General features: G+C 43.5%; 21 protein-coding genes and 1 pseudogene. 11 read left to right on the top strand and 11 right to left on the bottom strand.

Features of this window, described 5'->3' with window-relative positions:
- Positions 1-45: 45 nt before the first annotated feature.
- Positions 46-234, bottom strand: a complete 189-nt coding sequence (locus RMZ95_RS19990) for a hypothetical protein (RefSeq protein ID WP_322685547.1) — start codon at positions 232-234, stop codon at positions 46-48.
- 51 nt (positions 235-285) lie between these two features.
- Here RMZ95_RS19990 and RMZ95_RS19985 point away from each other — a divergent pair, with 51 nt between their 5' ends.
- Positions 286-426 (top strand): hypothetical protein, encoded by a 141-nt coding sequence (locus tag RMZ95_RS19985; protein WP_322671937.1) that lies wholly within the window; start codon positions 286-288, stop codon positions 424-426.
- Positions 427-842: 416 nt separating this feature from the next.
- Here RMZ95_RS19985 and RMZ95_RS19980 read toward each other — a convergent pair whose 3' ends face one another.
- The 5 genes from RMZ95_RS19980 to RMZ95_RS19960 all read right to left on the bottom strand — a co-directional run bounded on the left by RMZ95_RS19980 (position 843) and on the right by RMZ95_RS19960 (position 5,408).
- Positions 843-1,682: an aldo/keto reductase gene (locus RMZ95_RS19980; RefSeq protein WP_322685546.1), complete on the bottom strand. Its 840-nt coding sequence runs from the start codon at positions 1,680-1,682 to the stop codon at positions 843-845.
- A 30-nt stretch (positions 1,683-1,712) separates the two neighbouring features.
- Positions 1,713-2,276, bottom strand: coding sequence for a type 1 glutamine amidotransferase domain-containing protein (locus tag RMZ95_RS19975; protein WP_322685545.1), 564 nt, complete (start codon positions 2,274-2,276; stop codon positions 1,713-1,715).
- Between the two features lie 54 nt (positions 2,277-2,330).
- The gene (locus RMZ95_RS19970; RefSeq protein ID WP_322685544.1) at positions 2,331-3,509 is read right to left on the bottom strand and encodes a zinc-dependent alcohol dehydrogenase; all 1,179 of its coding nucleotides are present in this window, start codon (positions 3,507-3,509) and stop codon (positions 2,331-2,333) included.
- 123 nt (positions 3,510-3,632) lie between these two features.
- A complete protein-coding gene (locus RMZ95_RS19965) occupies positions 3,633-4,802 on the bottom strand; it encodes a zinc-dependent alcohol dehydrogenase (protein ID WP_322685543.1) in 1,170 nt (389 codons plus the stop codon).
- Positions 4,803-4,895: 93 nt separating this feature from the next.
- Positions 4,896-5,408: an SRPBCC family protein gene (locus RMZ95_RS19960; protein ID WP_322671932.1), complete on the bottom strand. Its 513-nt coding sequence runs from the start codon at positions 5,406-5,408 to the stop codon at positions 4,896-4,898.
- Positions 5,409-5,841: 433 nt separating this feature from the next.
- Between RMZ95_RS19960 and RMZ95_RS19955 the strand changes: the two are divergent.
- The 3 genes and pseudogenes from RMZ95_RS19955 to RMZ95_RS19945 form a co-directional block, all read left to right on the top strand.
- A pseudogene (locus tag RMZ95_RS19955) lies at positions 5,842-5,988 on the top strand (ISAzo13-like element transposase-related protein); the annotation flags it as partial.
- Positions 5,940-6,476 (top strand): SDR family oxidoreductase, encoded by a 537-nt coding sequence (locus RMZ95_RS19950; RefSeq protein ID WP_322685542.1) that lies wholly within the window; start codon positions 5,940-5,942, stop codon positions 6,474-6,476. The pseudogene RMZ95_RS19955 and the gene RMZ95_RS19950, both read left to right, overlap by 49 nt.
- 232 nt (positions 6,477-6,708) lie before the next feature.
- Positions 6,709-8,061 carry an NAD(P)/FAD-dependent oxidoreductase gene (locus RMZ95_RS19945; protein WP_322671930.1) on the top strand — a complete coding sequence of 451 codons (1,353 nt, stop codon included), beginning with the start codon at positions 6,709-6,711 and terminating at the stop codon, positions 8,059-8,061.
- Between the two features lie 213 nt (positions 8,062-8,274).
- Here the strand turns inward: RMZ95_RS19945 and RMZ95_RS19940 are convergent, their stop codons facing one another.
- Complete coding sequence (locus RMZ95_RS19940; protein ID WP_322685541.1) at positions 8,275-10,713, bottom strand: single-stranded-DNA-specific exonuclease RecJ; 2,439 nt, start codon at positions 10,711-10,713, stop codon at positions 8,275-8,277.
- Between the two features lie 421 nt (positions 10,714-11,134).
- Between RMZ95_RS19940 and RMZ95_RS19935 the strand changes: the two genes are divergently transcribed.
- Positions 11,135-11,575 carry a thermonuclease family protein gene (locus tag RMZ95_RS19935; protein WP_322685540.1) on the top strand — a complete coding sequence of 147 codons (441 nt, stop codon included), beginning with the start codon at positions 11,135-11,137 and terminating at the stop codon, positions 11,573-11,575.
- 777 nt (positions 11,576-12,352) lie between these two features.
- On the opposite strand, the gene RMZ95_RS19930 is transcribed toward RMZ95_RS19935, so the two are convergent.
- The gene (locus RMZ95_RS19930) at positions 12,353-13,390 is read right to left on the bottom strand and encodes a low specificity L-threonine aldolase (RefSeq protein ID WP_322685539.1); all 1,038 of its coding nucleotides are present in this window, start codon (positions 13,388-13,390) and stop codon (positions 12,353-12,355) included.
- A gap of 680 nt (positions 13,391-14,070) precedes the next feature.
- On the opposite strand from RMZ95_RS19930, the gene RMZ95_RS19925 reads away from it, so the two are divergent.
- Both RMZ95_RS19925 and RMZ95_RS19920 read left to right on the top strand, forming a co-directional pair.
- Positions 14,071-14,853, top strand: coding sequence for an ABC transporter ATP-binding protein (locus RMZ95_RS19925; RefSeq protein WP_322685538.1), 783 nt, complete (start codon positions 14,071-14,073; stop codon positions 14,851-14,853).
- A 94-nt stretch (positions 14,854-14,947) separates the two neighbouring features.
- Positions 14,948-16,462 (top strand): MlaD family protein, encoded by a 1,515-nt coding sequence (locus RMZ95_RS19920; protein ID WP_322685537.1) that lies wholly within the window; start codon positions 14,948-14,950, stop codon positions 16,460-16,462.
- 369 nt (positions 16,463-16,831) lie between these two features.
- On the opposite strand, the gene RMZ95_RS19915 is transcribed toward RMZ95_RS19920, so the two are convergent.
- Positions 16,832-17,794, bottom strand: coding sequence for a general stress protein (locus RMZ95_RS19915; protein WP_322685536.1), 963 nt, complete (start codon positions 17,792-17,794; stop codon positions 16,832-16,834).
- A 588-nt stretch (positions 17,795-18,382) separates the two neighbouring features.
- Here RMZ95_RS19915 and RMZ95_RS19910 point away from each other — a divergent pair.
- Together RMZ95_RS19910 and RMZ95_RS19905 are read left to right on the top strand one after the other, a co-directional pair.
- Positions 18,383-19,237 (top strand): neutral zinc metallopeptidase, encoded by an 855-nt coding sequence (locus RMZ95_RS19910; protein WP_322685535.1) that lies wholly within the window; start codon positions 18,383-18,385, stop codon positions 19,235-19,237.
- 97 nt (positions 19,238-19,334) lie between these two features.
- On the top strand, positions 19,335-19,514 hold the full coding sequence (locus RMZ95_RS19905; protein ID WP_322685534.1) for a hypothetical protein: 180 nt from the start codon (positions 19,335-19,337) through the stop codon (positions 19,512-19,514).
- A 109-nt stretch (positions 19,515-19,623) separates the two neighbouring features.
- Here RMZ95_RS19905 and RMZ95_RS19900 read toward each other — a convergent pair whose 3' ends face one another.
- Complete coding sequence (locus RMZ95_RS19900) at positions 19,624-19,920, bottom strand: DUF3288 family protein (protein ID WP_322685533.1); 297 nt, start codon at positions 19,918-19,920, stop codon at positions 19,624-19,626.
- 307 nt (positions 19,921-20,227) lie between these two features.
- On the opposite strand from RMZ95_RS19900, the gene RMZ95_RS19895 reads away from it, so the two are divergent.
- Positions 20,228-22,681, top strand: coding sequence for an ATP-dependent Clp protease ATP-binding subunit (locus tag RMZ95_RS19895; protein ID WP_322685565.1), 2,454 nt, complete (start codon positions 20,228-20,230; stop codon positions 22,679-22,681).
- A gap of 334 nt (positions 22,682-23,015) precedes the next feature.
- Here the strand turns inward: RMZ95_RS19895 and RMZ95_RS19890 are convergent, their stop codons facing one another.
- The gene (locus RMZ95_RS19890) at positions 23,016-24,521 is read right to left on the bottom strand and encodes a DUF3131 domain-containing protein (protein ID WP_322685532.1); all 1,506 of its coding nucleotides are present in this window, start codon (positions 24,519-24,521) and stop codon (positions 23,016-23,018) included.
- Positions 24,522-24,670: 149 nt separating this feature from the next.
- On the opposite strand from RMZ95_RS19890, the gene RMZ95_RS19885 reads away from it, so the two are divergent.
- Positions 24,671-25,246 carry a TIGR04376 family protein gene (locus tag RMZ95_RS19885; protein ID WP_322685531.1) on the top strand — a complete coding sequence of 192 codons (576 nt, stop codon included), beginning with the start codon at positions 24,671-24,673 and terminating at the stop codon, positions 25,244-25,246.
- The last annotated feature ends 311 nt before the right edge of the window (positions 25,247-25,557 follow it).

Genomic DNA, 25,557 nt, shown 5'->3' with positions numbered 1-25,557 from the left:
AAGGTCTTTCTTTTAAAAAGGGTTTTAAAGTAACTCAGTTCATTACTAGTCAAGTTGCATACACTTCCGGCCGGCTTCTGCTGCTGCTTGGGGGGTATAGTACAGTCTTTGTTCACCAAATACTGCGCCATCAGCACTAACTAACCGAAACTCCCAGAAATATCTCTGTGTGTTAAACACAACTAAAGTAAAGCTTTGAATGCTAACCACAGAGTAAATTTTGATGATAGACACAATGGTATTTAATCTATCTCTTTCAAGATGTTATGTGATGGGCTGATTTATTTGGTTAAGAGAATTACAACATTTTTAACAGAAGCAAAGTTAGTGATGATTAATACTCTCCGTGTCTTTTCTCCTGCCTTATGGTTTGAGTACAACTTTGATGGCATAGATATAGCAAAGCTGTCACCAGAGGCAAGATAGCCTGAAAGTACTGTGGTGAATGACTTTTAGATATTTCAGTTACCAACCAGCCAAGGGATTAATAAAGTTGTAACAGCCAGTCTACTCGATCTAGCAGGAGCAAGTCGTGAAATTGTTCAATACATCGCTGGGCCAATTGTGACTCAGCAAAACGGCTGGCAACAGTCAATTCCATCCTGGGTAGGAAAAGCGAATGCCTCCGGCACGCTACGCGAACGCAGTTGATAGATTAGATGCAGCTTTACAAGAGATAGACAAGGGAGAAGTAGGTAAACTCCCCCATCAAGGAAGCTTGACTAGCTAACGATGTCAACCTCCTCAATGGTGGGCGGCTAGGCAAAAAGCTCGGAAGTCTTCTCCATCAGCGCGGTGCCTTCAATTCATGGGCAGGCAGCCCGCAGGCGAGCCAATCAGGCTTACAGCATGGGAAGCACGCGGGGACGAGATCCGGTCGGGAAGGCTGCGTCGATTCGATCGAGTTCGGTTTGGGTCAGATTGAGTTCCCCGGCTCCCGCGTTTTCAGCGGCGTGTTCGGGGTTGGATGCTTTGGGGATTGCGAAGAGCGAGGAATGCCGCACCAGAAATCGGAGCGCGACTTGGCGAGGGGTGGCGTTATGGGCGGCGGCGATTTCCTGTAGTACGCGACCTGCGGTTGTGCGCGAGCTGGGAAAATCCCCATGACCGAACGGGCTGTATGCGACTACGGCGACCCCATGCTTCTCACACCAGGGGATCACAGCGTGTTCGATCGCTCTCTCTCTCAAATGGTAAAGGACTTGATTGCAGACGAGAGAACCCTCGCCAGCGATCTTCTGGACTGCTTCAAGGTCAGGCAGATCGAAGTTGCTCACGCCCCAGCAGAGAATCTTCCCCTCGTGCTGAAGCTGCTCGAAGGCAGCGATCGTCTCCTCCAGTGGGTGTTGACCGCGCCAGTGCAACAGATAAGAGTCCAGCCGATCGGTATGAAGTCGAGCGAGGGATTTCTCGCAGGCTACGATCGTCCCTCTCCGAGAAGCATTTCCAGGAAGAACCTTGGAAACCAGGAAAACCCGATCGCGTCGTCCAGCGATCGCCTCGGCGACCACCTCCTCGGCGCTGCCGTACATCTCTGCCGTATCGATGTGGGTCATGCCGAGATCGAGTCCTTGGCGCAAAGCGGCGATCGCAGAGGCGCGGTCACCGTTATCGATGTACCAGGTTCCTTGACCGATCGCTGCCACCTCGCGCTGCGTGGAACCAAATCGATGCTGTTCCATAGCTGTTCTCCTGATTAACGCTCCGAGTCCTCACACTGTCTGACGTACCTGCCCTGCATGGCTGAACAGCTCGATCATTTCCCGGTTGAAGGCTGGGATGTCGTCTGGCTTGCGGCTCGACACGAGGTTGCTATCAACTACAACTTCCCGATCTAGCCACTGGGCACCTGCGTTCTGGAGATCGGTCTTGAGCGACGGCCACGAGGTGATCTGCCGTCCGCGCACCACATCTGCCTCGATCAGAGTCCAAGGTCCGTGGCAGATCACTGCTACCGGCTTGTCAGCATCGAAGAAGGACTTTATAAACTCGATCGCAGAGGCTTTAGTCCGAAGTTGATCTGGATTGGCAACACCACCGGGAAGCAGGAGGGCATCATAGTCGGCTGGATTTACTCGATCGAGGGGGACATCTACCGAGAAAAAATCCCCTTTGTCAAAATGGTTCCAGCCCTGAACGCGATCGCTCTTAGGTGAAATGATGTGGGTTTGAGCACCTGCTGACTCAAGGGCAAGCTTTGGTTGAGCCATTTCAACTTGCTCAAAGCCATCTGTAACCAGAATGGCAACTTTCTTATTTGTGAGTTCTTCTGTCATCTCTACCTCCTAAAGTATTGGCTAGACTTGGTTTTTTCGTGTTCTTGTGGGGTTTTAGGCAGCCTGACCTGGCTTGAGCACGATCTTGATACAGTTGTCCTTCTTGTGCTTGAAAATTTCGTAGCCGTGCGGTGCTTGTTCTAGCGGCAGACGATGGGTGATTACAAAAGATGGGTCGATATCGCCATTTTGGACGCGATCGAGTAACGGGCGCAAGTACCTATGAACGTGCGTTTGTCCTGTTTTAAATGTTAAGGCTTTGTTCATGGCAGCACCCATCGGTATCTTGTCTACAAAGCCGCCGTAAACACCAGGAATTGAAACAGTGCCACCTTTGCGACAGGCAACAATCACTTGCCTTAGGGCAGTGGGTCGGTCGGTTTCCATACGCACGGCTTGCTTTACCTGGTCGTAAAACGCATCTGGACCCGTACCGTGGGCTTCCATTCCCACTGCATCCATGCAAGCATCGGGGCCGCGACCACCCGTCATTTCTTTCAATGCTTCACCCACCTCGACTTCCTCATAGTTAAGGACTTCTGCCTTGCCGTCTTTCGCCATCTGTAGGCGTTCGGGAACTCGATCGATCGCAATGACGCGCTCGGCACCTAGCATATATGCACTTCTAATGGCAAACTGTCCGACTGGACCGCAGCCCCAGATCGCTACAGTATCTCCTGGCTGGATATCGCAGTTTTCCGCTGCCATGTAGCCAGTGGGGAAGATATCCGTCAGAAACAGGACTTGTTCGTCTGTTAGTCCATCAGGAATCTTGAATAAACCGACATCGGCAAAGGGAACGCGGGCATATTCAGCTTGACCTCCAGCATAGCCACCCATCATATGGGAGTAGCCGAAAAGACCAGATGGGGAATGACCCATCAGTTTTTCTGCGATCCAAGCGTTAGGGTTGGAGTTATCGCACAACGACCACAAATCTTTTTGACAAAAGAAACAGGAGCCGCAGGAAATGGTAAAGGGGACGACAACGCGATCGCCTATCTTCACATTCTTGACGGCACTGCCTAGCTCGATGACCTCCCCCATAAATTCATGACCAAGGATGTCGCCCTTTTCCATCGTGGGGATGTAACCGTCATAAAGATGTAAATCAGAACCGCAAATCGCCGTTGACGTGATTTTAACAATCGCATCACGCGGGTTAATGATTTTTGGATCGGGTACTGTTTCTACCCGTACATCGTTAGCGCCGTGCCAGCAAACTGCTTTCATTGAGTTGTTCTCCTTTTTTATTTCGCACATTAGCCAGAGGCGAAGCGTTAGACGCAAAGGGTAAGAGATGACAAGCTTCCTTAGCGTCTTTGCACCTTGCCGCACCCCAAAATTTGCTTGAAATCAGGGTTTGAGTAAGACTTTGACACAGTTGTCTTGTTTGTGTTTGAAAAGCTCAAAGCCGCGTGGTGCGTCTTCTAGACTGAGGCGATGTGAGAATACAGCAGATGGATCGACTTCGCCTTCGATGACGTGACCCAGCAACCGAGGCATATACTTTTGACCGTGCATTTGTCCCGTTTTGAGCGTCAAACCTTTGTTCATGAAAGCGCCCATCGGCATCTTGTCCACGAAGCCAGCATAAACGCCCATGACCGACAGAGTGCCACCCTTGCGACAAGCCAGAATCATTTGCCGCAACACATGAGGGCGATCGGTTTCCAGCCGTACTGCCTGCTTCGCTTCATCGTAGAATCCTTCCAGCCCGATCCCATGAGCTTCCATGCCACAGGCATCAATGCAAGCATCGGGACCGCGCCCGCCTGTCATTTCTTTCAGGGCTTCGCCCGCATCGACTTCCTCATAATTGATTGTTTCCGCTTTCGCGAAGTCCTTAGCCAGTTGCAAGCGGTAGGGAAAGCGATCGATGCCAATCACGCGCTCGGCACCGAGTAGATAGGCACTGACCATAGCGAACTGTCCGACTGGGCCACAACCCCAGACTGCTACGGTGTCTCCAGGCTGAATATTACATAAATCTGCTCCCATGTAGCCGGTGGGAAAGGCATCGGTGATCGGCAGCAGTTTTTCATCGGGAATGTCTTGGGGAAGTTTAAGCGCGCCGAAATCAGCGAACGGCACGCGAACATATTCTGCATCGCCACCGGCATAGCCACCGAATAAATGGGAATAGCCATAAATTCCCGACGTACCAAAGCCAAACACCTTTTCCTGCATCCAAGCGTTGGGGTTGGAGTTATCGCATAGTGACCATAAATCTCGTTGGCAGAAGAAACACGAGCCGCAGCCGACCATAGAAGAGACAGCCACGCGATCGCCCTTTTGCAATTTCTTGACTTCGCTACCAATTTCAACAACTTCCCCCATAAACTCGTGACCAAGAATGTCACCCGGTTGCATCGTCGGAATGTAGCCATCGTAGAGGTGCAAGTCAGAACCACAAATGGTTGTTGATGTCACTTTAAGGATGGCATCGCGCGGGTTGAGAATTTTTGGATCGGGAACTGTTTCGACCCGCACATCATTAGCACCATGCCAGCAAGCTGCTTTCATAGTCATTAGTCCTTAGATCATTGGTTATTAGTCGTTAGTCTTCTCATTAGTCCTTAGTCATTTGTCGTTAGCTAATAAACAAAGGACAAGTAACTATTTCCCTCTTGGTTGTCCCTCTGTGGTGGCAATCTCGCCTGCTTCCATCATCATTTTTAAGCGGCGTAAATCATCTCCGATTTGCTGTTCTGGGTCTTCGCCAAATAATTTAGCGATGTCTGCGACGGGCTTCGCCAACGCAGCCCCAATCGCACCCCCAGGCGGGGTAAATTCTCGGACTGTTTTTACCTCAGTGCCACGATTCCCAGGTGCTGGCTTGAAGTGGACGCGACCAGAGGTTTCAATTGCTGCGCCTTCAACCGAAGTCCAGGCAATCAATTCGTTTTCTCGGTCTTCGGTAATGACTACATCCCACTCAACGCTTTCATTTAAGAATCCTTTGCTAATCCAGTGCGATCGCTTCTCGTCGTATAGCCTCACCTCTTTGAGATGCTTGATAAAGCGTGGCAAGTTATCAAAGTTACGCCAAAAGCGATAAAGTTCCTCTACTGGTTTGTTAATGGTTAAAGTCTTTTCAACGTTGATCCGTTGGTTCATGACTGTACTCATGACCATTACCTCTTGTGGTTGGTATATGTGTTTTAATTATCAAACTTGGGACAAATTGATTTGTCTTAACTCTTCTATTGCTTAGAGTTTTAGTTAAAAAAAAATTACTTTTACTCTTCCAATAGTCTTAGTTTTTCAATAAATTAATACTTCAAAAGTAGTAATTGGCATTTACAATATTTGTATACAAAAACACTTAGTTAATTTACAAAACAGTTGCGTTTTCAGAAGCAGAAATGGTGTTAGGGACTTCCAGAAAATAAAATATATAGATAATAAAAATGATAATCATTGTTAGGGGGGTGGGAGAGGCTGCCAACGGCAGCCTCTCCCACCCCAAGTTGTAGTAAATTGAATGATGATTCGATTTTGGGATGTTTGAGGTGTCAATACAATAAACAGATTCATTGAAAAAGTTATTGAAGGAAACGCGCCTTATGGTATCTTTCTTCCAGAGCTTGACGAGCTATTTTTGTATTTCACAGAATCCAAAGTAACTAGCGATTTTATCGTTGACATTTTAGTGGATTTTTGGAAATCAGAAAGCTGGCGATTTTCGGAAATAAAAACTTTAGTTTTGATGATATTGATTTGGCAACTTGGGAAACTTCGATCGACTTGACTTTGTTGAGTGCGGTACGTCTGGTAAAATACGCTTTACCTCACTTACGCCAATCTACCGCACCAGCAATTCTGACTATCACCTCAACCTCAACTAAACAACCAGTCCAAAATCTGGTTTTATCTAATTCCATTCGATTAGCAGTGATTGGTTTAACGAAAACTCTCAGCCAAGAACTGGGTAGCGATAAAATTCGCGTCAACAGTATTCTACCAGGCTGGACATATACAGAACGGGTAGAAGAATTGCTCAATGCCCGCATTGCTAAAAGTCGTGAAACGAAAGAAGCAGAAATTGCTAGAATCAATGGGACAGTCCCTTTGGGTCGTATCGGAACACCAGAAGAGTTTGCCAATGTTGCGGTATTTCTGAGTTCACCAGCAGCCTCATTTGTGAACGGAGTCATGCTACAGGTAGATGGCGGAATTATTCAAAGCACATTTTGAGCGGCTCGATCAACCCCACCCCCAACCCCTCCCCGCAAGCGGGGAGGGGTTGGGGGTGGGGTGCGATGACTGTGGGAATCATAACTAAATTAGCCGGACTTGATATAAAAACTAACTTTGACTACTTTCATCATTTTTTCAATTGTTCTAAATAGACAGCAACCACTATCATAATGCTGTTACATCTTTGTTAAGAATAGTTACAACTTCTTAACACAAGGAAATATTTCTTATGGAAGTCTCACTTGAAAAGAATGCACCACATCGGGTTGTTATTGTTGGTGGCGGCTTTGGTGGACTGTATACAGCAAAAGCTTTGAAGAAAGCAAATGTAAATGTTACTCTCATTGATAAACGTAACTTTCACCTATTTCAGCCGCTTTTATATCAAGTTGCCACAGGTACGCTATCACCTGCTGATATTTCTGCACCATTGCGATCTGTATTCAGCAAAAGCAAGAATACAAAAGTGTTGTTGGGAAAGGTAAATGATATCGATCCAAAAGCACAACAAGTTATTTTGGGTGATGAAGTAGTACCTTATGACACATTGATTGTCGCCACAGGTGTTAACCATTCCTATTTTGGTAAAGATAACTGGAAAGAATTTGCTCCTGGCTTGAAAACTGTTGAAGATGCTATAGAAATGCGTCGCCAGATATTTTCGGCATTTGAAGCGGCAGAAAAAGAAACCGATCCAGAAAAACGCCGTGCTTTGTTGACTTTTGTGATTGTGGGGGGCGGGCCCACAGGTGTAGAATTATCCGGCGCGATCGCAGAATTAGCATACCAAACTCTCACAGAAGATTTCCGCAGCATCAATACTTCAGAAGCGAGAATTGTACTATTGCAAGGTGGCGCTCGCATCCTCCCACACATTTCACCAGAATTATCGAAAGTAGCAGCAGAATCTTTGCAAAAGTTGGGTGTGGCTGTCTACACCAACACCAGAGTGACAAATATTGAAGGTAACATCGTTACTTTCAAGCGAGGCGATGAATTGACAGAAATTACCTCAAAAACTATCTTGTGGGCAGCAGGTGTTCAAGGTTCGCCTATGGGGAAAGCCCTAGCAAAAAGTACAGGTGTAGAGTGCGATCGCGACGGACGTGTGATTGTAGAACCGGACTTGTCTATCAAGGGTTATAACAACATTTTTGTAGTGGGAGATTTAGGCAACTTTTCCCATCAAAATGGTAAACCCTTACCTGGTGTTGCACCTGTAGCCAAACAACAAGGAGAGTATGTAGCTAAACTCATTAAACGCAGGTTGCAAGGTGAGACTTTGCCACAATTTCGTTACAATGACGTGGGTACTTTGGCGATGATTGGGCAAAATTTAGCTGTTGTAGATTTAGGCTTAGTCAAACTCAAAGGTTTCATTGCTTGGCTCTTTTGGCTAGTAATTCACATCTACTTCTTAATCGAGTTTGACACTAAAGTAGTAGTAGCAATTCAGTGGGGATGGAATTATATTACTCGTAATCGCCGCTCTAGATTGATTACAGGTCGAGAAAGTTTTGTAGAAACAAAAACTGTTAACAGTAACAATAGGTTGCAACAGCCTTCTGGTACACCTCTGTAACTTCAGGGATGACACCCGATAGGACTCATATAGTGTCCTGCTGAAGACTTATCATTTAGACCGCAGGGGAGCAGGGGGGCATACTTCGACTCCGCTCAGTAACCGGGGCAGGGGAGCAGCACTTCTCTACGAGAGGCTTCGCCAACGGCTACGCTCAGTGACCGAGGAGCAGAGGGAAAGAGGCTGTGTAGCGAACGCTATAAACCCTTTAAATTATTTACTGTCATAGCTGGCGATCGCCACAATCGTAGATAAAGGAACTTCCGCAAAATACTGTTGCTGAAATTGTTCTTCTCGAACAGCAGCTAAAAATCGTGCAACTGCTTCCTCAGCAAGGTTTTCGGCACTATCGTTTGGATTCCAACTAATTTGTAAAGAACGGTCTTGTCGTTGAACTGTGAACCCTAAGTATTTTAAAGTTTTGATGCCGACAAGTAAGGTTTGATCGCTGATGCCAATTTTCTCTAAAAGTTGTCTGCGGGTAACTAGTTGATTTGTGCGACTGAGATATTTGGCAATTCCGACAAGAGTCAGCCAAATTTGATTGGGTGGTTGATGCTTAGGTTTAGACCAAGCGATCGCTAATTGTTGCTGATTCTCAAGCCCAGACGTAGAGCGGCTGATTGCCAAACATCGCCGCAACCACATACGTAAATCATCCCAATTCGTGGGACAATCTTCAATAATTAGTCCTGAATGTTGAGTTGCTGAGTGTTCCTGATTCCGTAAGTCTAGGATGAAGGGTGTTAGCGATAGCTGAGTGTTGAGTGCTGAGTTAGCAGAAGAACGCACGGCAATCAATCTGATTTCATAACGTTTTTTGAAGGTGTTGTAGTCTAGTTCTGCTATGCAATCACATCTTCCTATAGGCAATTCATCTTTGTAGTGTCCCCACCATAAACCAGGAAAAGCATTTCTGGTAGAGTCATCCCGAATATCAAACTCAGCTTTAATGTACTGTACCTTTTTCCCCTGCCAATCCTGCTGATTGCGATGCCAAGAATTTTCAAACCAGCAGTTTTGAATTAGCAATTTCGGAACAGGATTACCCATTCCACAAGGTTCTAACAGTTTCAGTTCCAAAAATAACTCTTTCCCCAAGTCGGCTACTGTTACCGTCAAGTCTGCTTGCACGGTTGGCGTTAGAGTTGTACTACCTAAAGATTGCCGCAACTGCTGATTAATCGCTGCTGTAAATAAAGGAATATTCTCCACCAACAAACTCAAACCAGCTGCAAAGGGATGTCCCCCAAAGCGATGTAACAAATGTGCTTGCTCTTTCACCAGTTGGTATAAATCGACAGAATTCACCGAACGAGCAGAACCACGAGCTAAGATGAGTTCTGAGTTCTGAGTTCTGAGTTCTGAGTTAGAAGATAAAGAAGTAATTTCTCCCCCTGCTCCCCCTGCTCCCCTGCTCCCCTGCTCTCCTGCTTCCCCTGCCCCTTCCGTACTCAACAAAATCGTCGGGCGTCCAGTTTCTTGTGCTACCTGTCCAGCAACTAAGCCCAATACACCCGCAGGCCATTGGGCATCTTCTAAGACAATGACGCTGGTGGTTGATAAATCTAATTGAGTGAGTTTTTGCGCCACTTGTGCTTGCACATCTTTTTGTAAAGATTTGCGGCGGGCGTTGGCGAGTTCTGTAACTTCGGCTAGTTCGTTACAACGTTTGACATCCCGACTAGTTAATAATTCCAGGCAAAAACTGGCATCACCTTGGATGCGACTAACGGCGTTAATTCTCGGCCCCAAACCAAAAGAAATATCTGTGGGGCGATCGCCACTTTTCTGGCACAATTCTAATAATCGCCCTACACCTGGCCGCCGTCGCGCTGCTGCTGGCTGTTTAAAATCTTCTTGCAGTCGTTGAATTCCCATCTGTGCCAAGTAGCGGCAATCTCCACTTAACTGCACCAAATCCGCAATTAATCCAACTGCAACTAAATCTAATAAATCTTCTAACGGATATTTAGCAACATTGGGCAGACTTTGATATAGCGCTTCCACCAACTTATAACCTACCGCCACCCCAGAAAGATTAAATAACTGATGTTCCTTTGGAAAATAGCGGGGATTGATAATTGCTGCAACAGGTGGGCGTTCAGCTGGTAAAGTGTGATGGTCTGTAACTATTACATCTATACCTAGCTGTTTGGCATAGATAATTTCTTCAATGTTTGTGCTACCTGTATCGCAAGTAACTATTAATTTGCAACCTTCTTTTGCTAAGTTATCAATTCCTTGATTATTAAGTCCGTGGGATTCTTTCAGACGATTAGGAATGTAATAAACTAACTGAGTATTTTGAGCAAAAAACTGCCCCAATCCATCCCAAAGTACCGATGTAGCGGTAATGCCATCAGCATCGAAATCTCCCCAAATGGCAATTTTTTCTTTAGTATTATATGCTTGTTGCAACCGTGCGATCGCCAGATGCATTTCTTGTCCAAACTCAAAGGGACTTGCTGGTTGATAAGCTTTATAGTTGATAAAAGCTGTTAATTTTTGACGATCTTTAATACCTCGTTGCCACAACAACTGCGCTGCATACAGTCCATTTGATGCAGGTGTATACTGTTTTACTGCTTGGATAAACCATTCTGGTGGTTGTTCAGTTGCTGTTATAGTCCACTGCTGTTGTTCTGGCATATCAACAAAGTTAGGATTTAGAAGTTAAAACTCTTAAAATACAAGGATAATTTATAAACCTGTAGAGTTGACCTTTAGAAGAGTGAAGAAAGGTTTCAGGAATTGCTTAAATAATCTGGTTATCAAACTGAAATTCAAGTACAACAATATTATCGAAAACGTAAAAGACTGAAGTCAACCAAGCATAATTTTCTAGAATTATTTAACTTTGCTTACAATGATACAGCTTATTTTTACTTGTTTTTTGTTGTATAAATTTAAATTTGGTTAAGTAAAATTTCGCAATTTAGTTGTATATAAATAGCAAATGTCTTTAGTAGAATCTTTATATCATGTTTACCTGTAATTTGTGAGCTAAATCACACTAGGAAACTAAGTACCGAAATAAAATTCTATTTGTGCATAAAATACTACATATAAAATGATGGAATTACTTCAGCTGATGTTGGTGCTAGGTACAGTAGTTGGTATTACAGATGGAAACACAATTTTGGTTAAAGATAATACAGGACAAACAACTACAATCAAGTTAGCGTGTATTAACGCACCAGAGGCAACTGACAAGCGCTATGGTTTAGCAGCAACACAAAGGCTAAAACAGCTATTACCACCTCAAACTCCAGTCGTGATTAGAAGCACAGAACAAGTTAAAAGTGGTCGCGCGGCGGGTGAAGTGTTTGTAGATAATCGGTCAGTAAATCTTCTTTTGGTAGAGTCAGGTAATGCTGTCGTTGACCAAGAATCTTTACAAAATTGCTATGAGAGCAAAACCCAATTTTTAATTGCAGAAGCTAATGCTAAAAATAAGCATTTGGGTTTGTGGCAACAATCAAAATTGCAATTTAAGTTATATACCAAGTAAGCGCTGACATTATCAGTTATAATAAGCTGGAGCAATTTTAAAACAATATAGTTGAGAATGAGCAACAAAACCCTAATGTAGAGACGCGATTTATCGCATCTTGAAAAAACAATAATCTACACCAATAACCCTTAACTAAATCGTATTAAATTTTAGGATTGCTGCACTTATTTCATTACTTGATATTTTCCATATTTAATTTTTGTTAATAAGTAATATCATGTCCGCTTGATTACTTATTAAACCCTAAGAACTCCAAAGAAATAAAACTACACTTTGCCTCCCCGCTTGCGTAGCTACGGTGTATACACAAGTCAAATTACCCCCGTTAATCCCCCCGATGCATTGGGCTACGGTGTACACACAAGTCGAAAAAAGTTTGATTTTCCATTATTTTTTCGTTGATCTCGTTCCCATGCTCTGCATGGGAACGCCTGATTTAGAGGCTCTACCTCCAGTCAAATATTGAGTCTCTGACTCAATGAATGTATTCCCAGTCTCCGACTGGAAACGAGGAAAAACGAGGAAAGTCTTATCAAGCTAGGTTTTTAGGACTTGTGTGTACACCGTAGGATGCATTGGGGGGAAAAAATAAATCTAGTTCCCTCCCCAATACATACGGGGAGGGTTAGGGTGGTAAAACCGTGATTTCTCAGCTATTTAAGACTTGTGTATACACCATAGGCTTGCGTGGAGAAAATTAAGAGATGGGGTGCAATTACTGTAGGAATCATAACTAATTATTTATGCAAACATGATACAAGTGGGTCAAATCGCTTACTTTGTTGCGTTTTTAATATCACCAATCAACTCATCAATCCTTGATTGAGTAGTGTTCCAAGAACACATAAAACGCACTCCTCCTACACCAATAAATGTATAAAACTGCCAGTTCTTGGCTTTTAAGCTGTGAATTACTTCTTCAGGTAATTTTACAAATACGGCGTTGGCTTCTCTAGGAAACATCAAGTCAACACCTTCTATGTTTAATAGTTGATTTTCTAAGTATTCAGCACATTGATTGGCATGTCTAGCATTTTTTAGCCAAGCACCAGTTTCTAATAAACCCAACCAAGGAGCCGAAATAAATCGCATTTTTGAAGCTAGTTGGCCTGCTTGCTTGCATCGATAATCAAAATCTTCTGCTAGCGCTTTATTGAAGAAAAGAATGGCTTCACCTAATGCCATTCCATTCTTGGTACCACAAAAACACAATACATCCACTCCAGTTTTCCAAGTAATTTCAGCAGGGCTTTTATTCATAGCGGCAACTGCATTTGCAAAACGAGCGCCATCCATGTGAAGTTTTAAGTTATATTTGTTTGCAACTTTTTTAATACTTAAAAGTTCTTCAATAGAATATAAAGTTCCTAATTCAGTTGATTGCGTAATGCTAATAACTTTAGGTTTGGGATAATGAATGTCAGTACGTCTGGTGACAATTGACTCTATAGACTCTGATGTTAATTTGCCATTCTTACCGTGAGCAAGTAACAATTTAGAGCCATTAGATGCAAATTCCGGTGCGCCACATTCATCTGTTTCTATGTGAGATGTCTCATGGCAAATGACGCTATGATATGACTGGCAAAGAGCAGCTAAAGATAAAGAATTTGCGGCTGTACCGTTAAAGGTAAAAAATACTTCACAATCAATTTCAAAGAGATCCCGAAAATAATCTGTTGCTTTTTGAGTCCATTCATCATTTCCATAAGCTGGAACACTACCTTGATTTGCCCTAATCATATATTCCAATGCTTCAGGACAAATACCAGAGGAATTATCACTTGCAAACTGTTCTAATTGGCTACTCATAATTTTTATTTTGATTTTTAACTAATTATTACAATTTTAGTAAATAATTTTTTAATTTGCCAAATCCCTTGGCAAGTAATGCTATTAATCTCTCCATTTATTTAAGAATTCTGCTAATTACAATAACTTTGGATAGCAGGAAGCTAATTTTTTGATAACCATAGTTCATAATTAATGAAAAACAAGGTTTGTAACTTATATAAAAAATAGCAAGTCTGAACCTTTTGATTTTCACAACTTAAATTTGATTTTTATATTTTGTATCAACCTGAATCGTTATAAAGTTAAGTAAAATATTAATAATATATAAATGACTTTGCTGATGTCTACAGAAAACTGAAATCTTCTTTTCACATCACTGAGATGTTTAATTACTACGGTGTCTTCCTCAGCCTTGCATTGAGGGTATTTTGAGACGATAAACATCGTCAGTAACTAAATATTATGCTAAAAAAATAAAGTTGACTCTAATCAGAATGCTAATTATGTACTTATAATACACTATACAATGTCCTACCAATCACCATCAAATCACTATTGGGCATATTTGTCCTTTGTAAGTTCTCAGTAGTCATTTGTTTATTTTCTACTGACTAATGACCAACGATCGATGACCAATACTTCGGCTTACCTCGGCTCCGCTCGGCACGAGTCGCTCAGTACAAGTGACTAAATAACTAATGACTGAACCATTGATTGAACTGAAAGGTGTTTCTAAGTCCTTTGGTAGCCATAAAGTTCTAGATAATGTAGACTTGACCATTTACCGGGGAGAAGCACTGGGTATTATTGGGCCATCAGGGACTGGGAAATCAACTATCTTACGAGTAATAGCGGGGTTACTTAGTCCTGATGAAGGAGAAATTTATGTGCAAGGAGTGCGGCGAAAGGGTTTGATTGAGGATGGCGGCCAGCAGGTTGGCATTGGTATGGTGTTTCAGCAGGCGGCCCTATTTGATTCGCTGACAGTGGAAGAGAATGTGGGATTTTTACTTTATCAAAATTCAAAGCTGCGGCGATCGCGCATCCGAGATTTGGTAAACGAAAAATTGGAGATGGTAGGTTTGCCAGAAATAGGCGACCTCTACCCAGCCGAACTTTCCGGGGGAATGCGCAAACGGGTAAGTTTTGCCCGTGCGATTATGTCTAACCCCGATAATCCCAATGAAGGGCCAGAAGTTCTATTATACGACGAACCAACAGCTGGACTCGATCCCATTGCCTCGACAGTCATCGAAGATTTAATCCGCCACTTGCAATGTTTACATGGAGTTTGTAGTACTTATGCTGTTGTTACCCACCAAGACAGCACTATCCGCCGTACATCTGATAGACTTATATTTCTCTATGAAGGTAAAGTGCAGTGGCAAGGTACAGTTAGTGAAATATACAACACAGAAGATCCCTTGATCAGACAATTTATCAGTGGAAGTGTTCAAGGCCCGATTAAAGTCGCCGGCTAGAAACTTAAAAGCCAGGAGTAAAAAGTTAAATTTAACTACTAACTCCTAACTTTTAACTCCTAATTGGTTATTGGTTGTTGGTGGAGGCAAAAAAATGCGAGGTCTTATGACAAGTCGCTTCGCGTCTGGGCGAACATTTAGAGAAGGTTCTGTGGGGTTATTACTCCTGCTAGGACTAGGGGTATTTGGATTACTCTTTCTGTGGTTAAATAGATTCACTGCTGCTGGCCGTTCATACAAAATTATTGTAGAATTTGCCAACGCTGGCGGAATGCAAAAGGGAGCAGCAGTTCGCTATCGTGGCGTTAAGGTAGGAACTATTTCCCAGGTTCGACCAGGGGCAAATGCTATTGATGTAGTGATTGAAATTGCCCAAACTGACTTAATTATCCCCCGTAATGTAGTGGTGGAAGCTAATCAAAGCGGATTAATTAGCGAAAGTATTATTGACATTACACCAAGAACAACCTTACCTCCTGGGGCTGTACTTGCTAAACCCCTAGATAAAAGTTGTGATACCAGTCTCATAGTCTGTAATGGCTCTCGGTTAAAAGGTCAGGTTGGCATTAGTGTTGATGCACTAATTCGCAGTTCAACTGAGCTAGCTGGTGCATACAACGATCCAAAATTTTATAGAAATGTCAATAGGGTTCTAGAAACTACCACAGGCGCAGCATCCAGTTTTACTGAGCTAAGTCAGGATTTACAAAGTTTGACAAAAAGCTTACAACTACAACTTAATACCTTTTCTGCTACGGCTAATTCAGTGCAACGGGCGACAAACCAACTTAATGCATCCGCAAATCAAACAGTAAATAAATTCGGTGCAACTGCAACTCAAGCAAATCGATTGCTGAACAACCTGGATAATTTGGTGACAACAAATCGGTCAACACTGGTTGGTGCGTTGAACAATATCACCGAAACCAGCAACCAATTGCGTGTTACAGTCAGTAGCTTATCACCAGCTGTCAATCGATTGACTCAAGGACAATTACTCAACAATTTAGAAACGCTTTCAGCAAATGCAGCCCAAGCCTCAGCTAATTTACGTGATGCTTCTAAAGGCTTAAACGATCCAAAGAATGCGGTGTTGCTGCAACAAACTTTAGATTCAGCACGAGTAACCTTTGAAAATACCCAAAAAATTACATCTGATTTAGATGAATTGACAGGCGATCCTAATTTCCGTAAAAATCTGCGGCAATTGGTGAATGGTTTAAGTGGTTTAGTATCTTCTACACAACAGATGCAGCAACAAGTGCAGGTTGCTACTACTCTAGATTCGGTAAAAGCTGCTGTGAGCAAACCAAAGAATCTAATTCCTACCCCAGCACCAACCCAACAGGCTATGTTTAATGACAAGTCGCTACCAGTCTACGAAAATAATCCTTCAGCGGCTAATTTTGCAAGCACCGACACCGACCTTCAATCAACTCCTAGTCCGTCTATCCCGAACTCATCCCAAGAAAACCTTTTGAAGCAGCTACGCGAGTACGGCAAGCAACGAGAGCAACTGGAGACGGGGAAAGAGGCAATACAGGTTGACCCTTCGGCTTCGCTCACTGCTGACCCTGAGCAAAGCCAAACTGTTGAAAATTTTAAGTAAGATATTTTACTGTCAGGTGAATGTCTTGAAGCTCATCGACACCACTCGCCATAACCTTGAAAACCGTATAATTTTGTTGACTGGTGTCGATTCTTTGCACAGTAGAGTTTTCAGGCTGCAAAACCCATTGCTTATTGATACAGCAGATTTCAAGTTGGTGAGCTACACAAGCTAAGTCTGTTACCCAGATATAAAGCGTGTTTTACTCCAATACGCTTGGGTTAAGGGTTATTGGTGTAGAATTCTGGACTGTATTGTGTTTTACTCCTGAATTCTGTTAGCAGTAGCGGGGCGTTTAGCCCATTCTGAATTCTGCTGTATCTTCCAAAACTTAAATAAGTTTGCTCCCTTTCATGACAGCCGCCGCTTTTAAGAGCGAATTAACATTGGGTCATAAATTTGAGACTCTTGAACCCCATAATTGCACAGAATAGACCTAGCTATATCTTGCTCGCGCTCTGTGCCACTAACGATAAGTATGTAATTGCCTTGCTCTATTTGCTCATTATAAAAGCGTGCCCACTCATCTGCTATTCCTAACCTCATAGCGTCAAAGCGTTCACTTAAATTAATGCCTATTGGCACAACCAATTGAGAAAAGTCTTTACAAATTAAGGAAATCTGGTTTACTGAAAAACCTGCGATACACATATCCTTAATTGCCGCTTCAGCATTATCTATGCTATTAAAGCAACTAACACTATACTTAGACATCATCCCAATTTTACTAGGAATGGCAGTAGCAGAAGTCGTTGTGGTCAGAGAATTTGTAGTTTCATATTCACTGTTGAGATGCTCGTAAATGCCAAACTCTTCAATACCCCAACGCTGTAGTATTTCTTGTACTTTAGCAATTTCAAAAGATGTACAATCCACGATTATTAAATAGTGTCCCTCCTCTACTCGCTCGTTATATGCTCTAGCTTGCTCTGACGACATTCCCCAACCAACTAATGCACCAGCAAAAGTCCCAGTGGCAGCACCAATACTTGCGCCAACAAGGGTTGTAACCAAAGCAGTTGCCGCTGCCCCAGCCAGCATTATTGGGCCAATTCCAGGGATTGCTAAAGTCCCAAGACCCACTAATAAACCAGTTAACCCACCAACAGCGCCTCCTGAAAGCCCTCCTACTGTTGCACCTTCGTCAGCTTTATCACCAGTGTCCTCTTTAACTTTATTATCGGTAATCTCATGATTGCGATCTGAATTTTGTACAAGTATAGATACTTTCTCCATTGCCAAGCCAGAAGCTCTCAACTCATGTATTGCCTGTTCTGCATCTATCCGATGAGTAAATACGCCTACAGCACGTTGATATTGACTTAAAACCATAATTACTCCTTGGTCGCAGGGGAAAGATTAATCGCTGACAAAGTTGATTCTTCAGTACTTGTTATATTAAATACGAGTTGGTTCAACTCAAAACTATCCTTAGTAATAAAATACATTCCTTGCTTATGAGGTAGGCAATAACACCCTCAACGGTGCAAGTAAAAAAATGAATACACCAAGATGGAAAGACCCTTAACTGATGCGGAATTATTATTAGTGATTGACACAGGACAGCCTCAACTACATATGTATGTCCAACGCAGACATAACTAGATTCCCCTGTGTTGATATTTTAAATTCTCACAGCTTGGTCGTGGAATGCAAATTACGTCTTTGAAATTTCTTTCGCTTTCGTCCTGACTGTGGTGTTCCCTATAAGGAGTCCAGGAATTCTGTGTGATTTGATGGGCAACCTATTTAACAAAACCTTCCTAAAGGCTGACTGTCCTTTATTTATAGTTTGTCCGTAGACAGAAGAGATCGATACATACAAAAAGTAATATTTATTTGTATAGCTAAAAGGCTTGTGTAGATTTCATCCTACGTAGTTCAAGCCGTATTTTTTTATGAGTTTGGTAAGCAGTAATTATGCGTTGGCAAATAGGTCGTCGGAGTACAAATGTTGAAGATCGGCGTGGGATGAAGATTTCCGCTCCTGTCGTCGGTGGGGGCGTAGGAGCAGCACTTATATCGCTACTAGTTTTACTATTGGGTGGCGATCCTAGTGCCCTTTGGCAAGAAGATTCCCCACCAAATGATAGCCCGGTAGCTGAGTCACCTCAAACAACAGGATCTCAAACTCAAGATCAAATGGCGGATTTTGTATCTGTTGTACTGGCTGATACAGAAGATACATGGAGTGAGTTGTTTCGGCAAGATGGAAAAAGTTATGTAGAACCAAAGTTAGTTCTTTACTCAGGAGCGGTAGAATCTGCTTGTGGATTTGCACGTTCAGCAGTTGGGCCGTTTTATTGTCCGCGCGATCAAAAAGTGTATATTGACTTGAGTTTTTACCGCGATTTGAAGACTCAATATCAGGCACCTGGAGATTTTGCTCAAGCATACGTGATTGCTCATGAAATTGGGCATCATGTCCAAAATTTACTGGGGATTTCGCAGCAAGTTAGAGGTTTGCAGAACCAAGCGAGTCAGACACAAGCAAATCAGCTTTCTGTGCGATTAGAATTACAAGCAGACTGTTTTGCAGGCGTTTGGGCAAATCATGCTCAACGCTCACGGCAAATTCTGGAAACAGGTGATATTGAAGAAGCATTGAACGCAGCTAGCAGTATTGGAGATGACCGCTTGCAAAAACAAGCTAAAGGTTATGCTGTGCCAGAATCTTTTACACATGGTAGTTCTGCCCAAAGGGTTCGTTGGTTTAAACAAGGTATCCAAACGGGCGATCCTCAGAAATGTAATACTTTTGCCAGGACAAATTAAATTCTTAACATAGAGCAGAATTCAGAATGGGCTAAACGCCCCGCTACCGCTAACAGAATTCAGGAGTAAAATACGCTTTATATTTGGGTAAACAAACTTGAAATCTGCTGTATTTCAAGTTTTACGATTCTCTGGCATATCGAGCTTTATTGGCAAAACTTTCCCGGTCGGGGAGCAGATATTGAGGAAGCGATCGCCAGAATCGATTTTGTTTAAACTCATCTGGTTCTGGAAACGAGATAGCGATCGCAAAACTCCCAATACCCCTCAATATTAGTTCCCAGTTATGAGTGCTGAGTTCTGAGTAAAGAAGTGAGATTCCCTACTCAGCACGGGCTAAATGCCCTGCTTCCGCTAACAGCACTGTTTTGCCCAATGTCCCATAACTAATTCCAATCCTGTTCGTCTTTCTTGCCACGGCTTTTGTAAATTCCCCCAAAATCGTGAATTTGACGAGTTTTCTCAAAAAGCTCGGCTTCGGTTAAACCCCACTGCTGCAAGACTTTATCTAGGTCTTTTTGAATGTCTCTCGCCCCTGGAAACCCTTGATAACGCATTCGCAGCCTAGCCAATTCTGCTAAGTTATAGTCTGTTGCCTCTTGAGCGAGTAAAATATCAATAAGGGGGCGATCGCGGTTATAAAGTGGATGTTGTTGGTCTTTCCCGGCCGTTGCTTCAGTCATTGTCAGTCGTGAGTTTAGAGTGCTAAGTCCTGAATTTTAAGTTTAGCTGACAGTGGAAAACAGAACAGACAAAAGAAAATTGTCAAATACCGAAAGTTTAACTGTCAACTTTGCAACTTCTGACTTTCCCCGTACTACACTCAGCACTCCTACTCGACGGCAAGTACACCTGATGTCTTACGGCTCTCACCACTGCCACTTAACTTTAAATAAAGTTACATTGTTCTTAAGAAAATACAAAAAACTTTAGATGAGGGTGAATTTTATCTCACCCAAAGTCCAAGCAGCGAGGGAGCAAGAACCCATTATGTTTGAACACTTCACTTCCGAAGCCATTAGAGTAATTATGTTAGCTCAGGAGGAAGCCCGTCGCCTGGGACACAACTTTGTAGGAACAGAACAAATTCTCCTGGGTTTGATGGGAGAAGGAACTGGGGTTGCTGCTAAAGTGCTGGCTGAATTAGGCGTTACCCTCAAAGATGCACGTCGCGAGGTAGAAAAAATTATTGGTAGGGGTTCTGGCTTTGTACCACCAGAAATTCCTTTTACTCCTAAAGTAAAAAGCCTCTTCGAGCAATCGTTTAAAGAAGCTCATAGTTTGGGACAGAATTACATCAATACTGAACACTTACTCTTAGGATTAACCGAGGCTGGTGAAGGTGTCGCCGCCAAAGTATTACAAAATCTAGGGGTTGACTTCAAGAGTGTCCGCACTGCCATAGTTCGCCGTTTGGGTGAAAATGCACCAGCTTTTGCTGGTAGTGGTAATCAGAAGCGCACCCAACCGCTAACAATGGAAGAGTTTGGCAGAAATTTGACCAAATTAGCCCAAGAAGGCAGACTTGACCCCGTAGTTGGTCGCCAGAAGGAAATTGAGCGGGCGATCCAAATTCTCGGTCGCCGCACCAAGAATAACCCAGTGTTGATTGGGGAACCAGGAGTTGGTAAAACTGCGATCGCAGAAGGTCTAGCTCAACGGATTATCAATCAGGATGTTCCTGAAAGCTTACAAGACAAGCAAGTTATCAGCCTCGATATGGGGTCATTGGTAGCTGGAACTCGCTTCCGTGGCGATTTTGAAGAACGCATCAAAAAAGTTGTGGAAGAAGTCCGCACTGTGGGCAATATCATCCTAGTGATTGATGAAATTCACACCTTGGTTGGCGCTGGTGGTACAGAAGGTGGCTTGGATGCAGCCAACATCCTTAAACCTGCCTTAGCACGGGGTGAACTCCAGTGCATCGGCGCAACTACCCTTGATGAGTATCGTAAGCATATTGAGCGCGATGCTGCCCTAGAGCGTCGTTTCCAACCGATTCAGGTCGGGGAACCATCGGTAGAGGAAACCGTACAAATTCTCTACGGCTTGCGCGGTGCTTATGAACAACACCACAAAGTCACAATTTTGGATTCAGCACTTGTGGCCGCCGCAGAATTATCAGACCGCTATATTAGCGATCGCTTCTTGCCAGATAAGGCAATAGACTTGATTGATGAAGCTGGTTCTCGCGTTCGTTTGCGGAACTCCCAAAGTTCTCCCAATAAAGAACTTAAGCGGGAACTCGCTGGCGTCACCAAAGAAAAAGAAGCAGCAGTCAGAGTCCAAGATTTTGACAAAGCTACACAACTGCGCGACCAAGAGTTAAAACTCGCAGAACAACTGCAAGCAACGTTTACACCAAACGAGCAACCTGTCAACTCGACTGTAGTTGACGAAGAAGACATCGCTCAAATTGTTGCCTCTTGGACTGGCGTACCAGTTAATAAGCTCACTGAATCTGAGTCAGAGTTGCTTTTACATCTAGAAGACACTTTGCATCAGCGGCTCATCGGACAAGAGCAAGCAGTCACGGCTGTAGCTCGCGGTATCCGTCGCGCCCGCGTTGGTTTGAAAAATCCCAATCGTCCGATTGCCAGCTTTATCTTCTCTGGGCCTACCGGAGTTGGTAAAACAGAATTGGCGAAGGCACTAGCTGCCTACTTCTTCGGTGCGGAAGACTCAATGATTCGGCTAGATATGTCTGAATACATGGAAAGTCACACCGTCGCCAAGCTGATTGGTTCGCCTCCTGGTTATGTCGGATACGACGAAGGCGGACAGCTTACAGAAGCCGTGCGGCGCAAACCTTACACAGTGCTGCTATTCGACGAAATCGAAAAAGCACACCCCGATGTATTCAATATGCTGCTGCAACTCTTGGATGACGGTCATCTTACCGATGCCAAAGGTCGGAAAGTGGACTTCAAGAACACGCTGATCATTTTGACTTCTAACATCGGTTCCAAGGTAATCGAAAAAGGTGGTAGTGGTTTAGGCTTTGACTTCGACACTCAAGCCGACGCTAGTTATAACCGGATTCGCACCTTGGTAAATGAGGAATTGAAAGCTTACTTCCGTCCTGAATTCCTTAACCGTCTTGATGAGATTATCGTCTTCACCCAGCTTTCCAAGGATGAAGTTAAGCAAATCGCCGAAATTATGCTTCGCGATGTTGCTAGCCGCTTGACAGAAAAGGGAATTATCCTAGAAGTTAGCGATCGCTTCAAAGAGCTTGTGGTACAAGAAGGTTATAACCCCAGCTACGGCGCTAGGCCATTACGTCGGGCAATTATGCGCCTCTTAGAAGATTCTCTCGCCGAAGCAATGCTATCTGGTGAAATTACAGATGGAGACACAGCCCTGATTGATGTTGATGATGACTCTCAAGTGAGAGTACAAAAATCAGAAAAACGAGAATTGCTCTTGGCAAATGTTGGCTAATTTTATACCCGATCGCTTTTTACTGTAATATTTGAGAAACACTCCAGCCTCTTGCGTAGAGCAGAGGCACAAACAGGGTCATCTCAGACAAACATCAAGTGAAATGGTATTATTTCTCACCCCTAGTAGAAATGCTAGGGGTTTTTTTCTGCGATTTATTTTGAGTGGGCAATACCCGTCTCCCACTGTAGCAAATAGAGGATTGAGGAAGAGTATGCTCGCGGACATGAAATAAGTTATACCAATTTAAAAAAAGAATGCGACAGATACATATTCCCAAACCTTTGTTCTGTCTACCTTTCCTAATTTTGAATGCGTGAATTTTGAATTGGTATTACGGTCTTTTTATAGTCTTCTCGGTTGACTTATAACTCCTGACTCCTGCCCAAACAGTAAGTGGCTGCCCAACTTGCTTATAAAGTAAGCTTTCCAGAATTACACCATTATTGTTAGCGGTGAGAGTTTTATTCGGCTGGCGCAGAGACTCATAAAAGCCGTTGTACCAGCCATCTTGAGACTTAAGATTGCCTTGAACGAAATCAAATAACTGACGGGTATAAGCAGTGTTATAAAGCACATGCCAGCCGATCGCAGCTTTGGCGCTGAGGAATCGCAAATTGTTGTGCTGTTCTCTAGTATCCGCGATGGTTGCCCAAGGTTCTCCATTGACAAATAGGCTGCTGTAAACAAAGTGTGGCGAGCGATCTAAGTTGTCTTCAGTGACAGCGGTTAATTGTTTTGTCGCCTCATAACGCGCTGCTTGAGCAGCTAAAATTCGATCGGCATAAGCTTTAGGCAAAGCTTGAAACCCAGTTTCGATGCCATCCAAGATATAGGGTTCGCTAAGAACGTAGTTATTGGCTCCAGAGTTTTTATAGTCCCGTTTGTCGTAAGGAATTCCCTGTCCGTAAAGATCGACAAAGGCAGTATGGGACTGATAATCTAAAGCTTTATTAACATTCAAGCCCCAAAGCTTCAAACCATAAGCAGCATAATTCTCATAGCCCAAGCGACCCTCTTGATTGTATTGTTCTTTGCCTTTGATAACGGCAGTACCATACATTTGGCCATTTGTCGTCAGACGCTTGACTTGCCAGTGTTGCCAAACTGCTGCTGTTTGCGATCGCATTTCTGGATACTTGGCCTCGACAATCTTCAGCCAGATTGCCATTCTTCCTAAATCGATGGCTGACCAGCCAATTTCTTCCCGTTTATCTAGTTGACCATAATTAACAGGTACGAGAGTTTTCGCATTGTAAACCTTGTTGGGTAGTTCTCCTTTATACAAAGGCATTGACGCCAGTGTATTCAACATTTTGCTCATTTTGGCTTCAAATTCAGCCGCAGGCACAATATTGAGTTCTTTAGCACTGACTAAAGCTGCGATCGCTGCTGTCTGATCCCACATACTTATTGAGGCAAAGCCATCAACGGAATTGATCAAGCCGGTTTCATCGTTCCAGTTGCGCTGGAAGTATGACCAAGCTTGACGGGCCGTTGTCATTTCCTCTGGGGTCAGTTTTCCAACTCCAGGGGCAACGTATGGAATTATGGCTACTGTTAATTGATTCTTAGGAATCGGTTGACCTGGCAAAACTACAGATTTAGCATCAAGGCTAGCAACTATTTCAGCATCTTTGACACCAAAGACAGAGGGTTGGGGTTTCTCTGGTTGTAAAGCAGTTGGGGATGTTGATATTTCAGGTTTTTTTATAGAAGTATTGGAAAGTTGCTTAGACCAACCATTTAAAAGTGCGATCGCGATCGCAGCGGTAACGACTCCTCCTACAGTAGCTAGTATGGACAAGCTCTTAGGTGGTGGTTGAAAGTCAGAACTCATACTGATTAAAGCCTTATTTCGTAAGTCAGGGTTATTTGCGTAGTTTCACCAAATACATTCTTCCCAACTTTGAAATCTAACTAACACCCAGAAGTGCACCTGACTACTACAATAAAATAGTCACGCACCCGATCTCTGGAGTTCTAGCAGTGGGATTATTTGATGATTTGAGTCGGTTTCTAGAAAACCGTTTAGAAGAATTCTTGCGTAACAATCCACATTTGGAGTTAGAGGCGCTGCTAGAACAGCTGCGTGAGCAAGAAGAAGACACATTAAAGTTAATCGCAGATTTAAAATTACAAGAGAAGCGATCGCAAGAAGAAATTCTTTCCACCGCGCAAGAAATTCAGCGTTGGCATATCCGCATTCAAAAAGCCAAAAACGCTAATAGAGAGGATTTGGCGGCGGCGGCGGGTGAGCGAGAAGCAGCCCTGTTGCGCGAAGGAAATCAGCGCTGGGGACACATGCAAGGGTTGAAAGAACGCATTAACCAATCTCAAGAATTACTGAAAAAAATTCAGCAACGGCGACAAGAAGTGCAAGCTAAAGCTGCCGAAGCACAAACAGCCCGTGCGAAAGCGCAAACCCAGCAGCGTTCAGAAAGCATTGGCTGGTCAAATCAAACTAGCAGTTTTTCTAGTGGTTTTGATGACTTAGAAGAGAAGTTCCGTAGCTGGGAAACTCAGGATGAGTTAGAACAAATGAAGCGGAATATGCAGAAGTAGCGCCTATTGGCTAAAATACGCCGAAATAACAAATGCGATCGCCAAAGCAACAAATGCGATCGCCAAAGTAACAAATGCGTAGGCGTAGCCAGCCGTAGGCATCGCCAGAAATAGCTTACTCACTTGGTTTTCCGCGTCAGTTTTACCCCACCCTAACCCTCCCCTTGGAAAGGGGAGGGAACAAGATTTCTTATTTCCCCCCTTTACAAGGGGGGATTAAGGGGGGTAATAATGTGATTAAAATCACAGCCAACTACTTTTTCAACAACCTCTTAAGCTGAGTGAACACTAAAAACGAAAAATCAAAGCTT

Source organism: Nostoc sp. DedQUE07 (assembly GCF_034530975.2).
Classification (GTDB): Bacteria; Cyanobacteriota; Cyanobacteriia; order Cyanobacteriales; family Nostocaceae; genus Nostoc.
The sequence above is the reverse complement of the archived record's forward strand: the minus strand, read 5'-3'. Positions and strand labels throughout refer to the sequence as shown.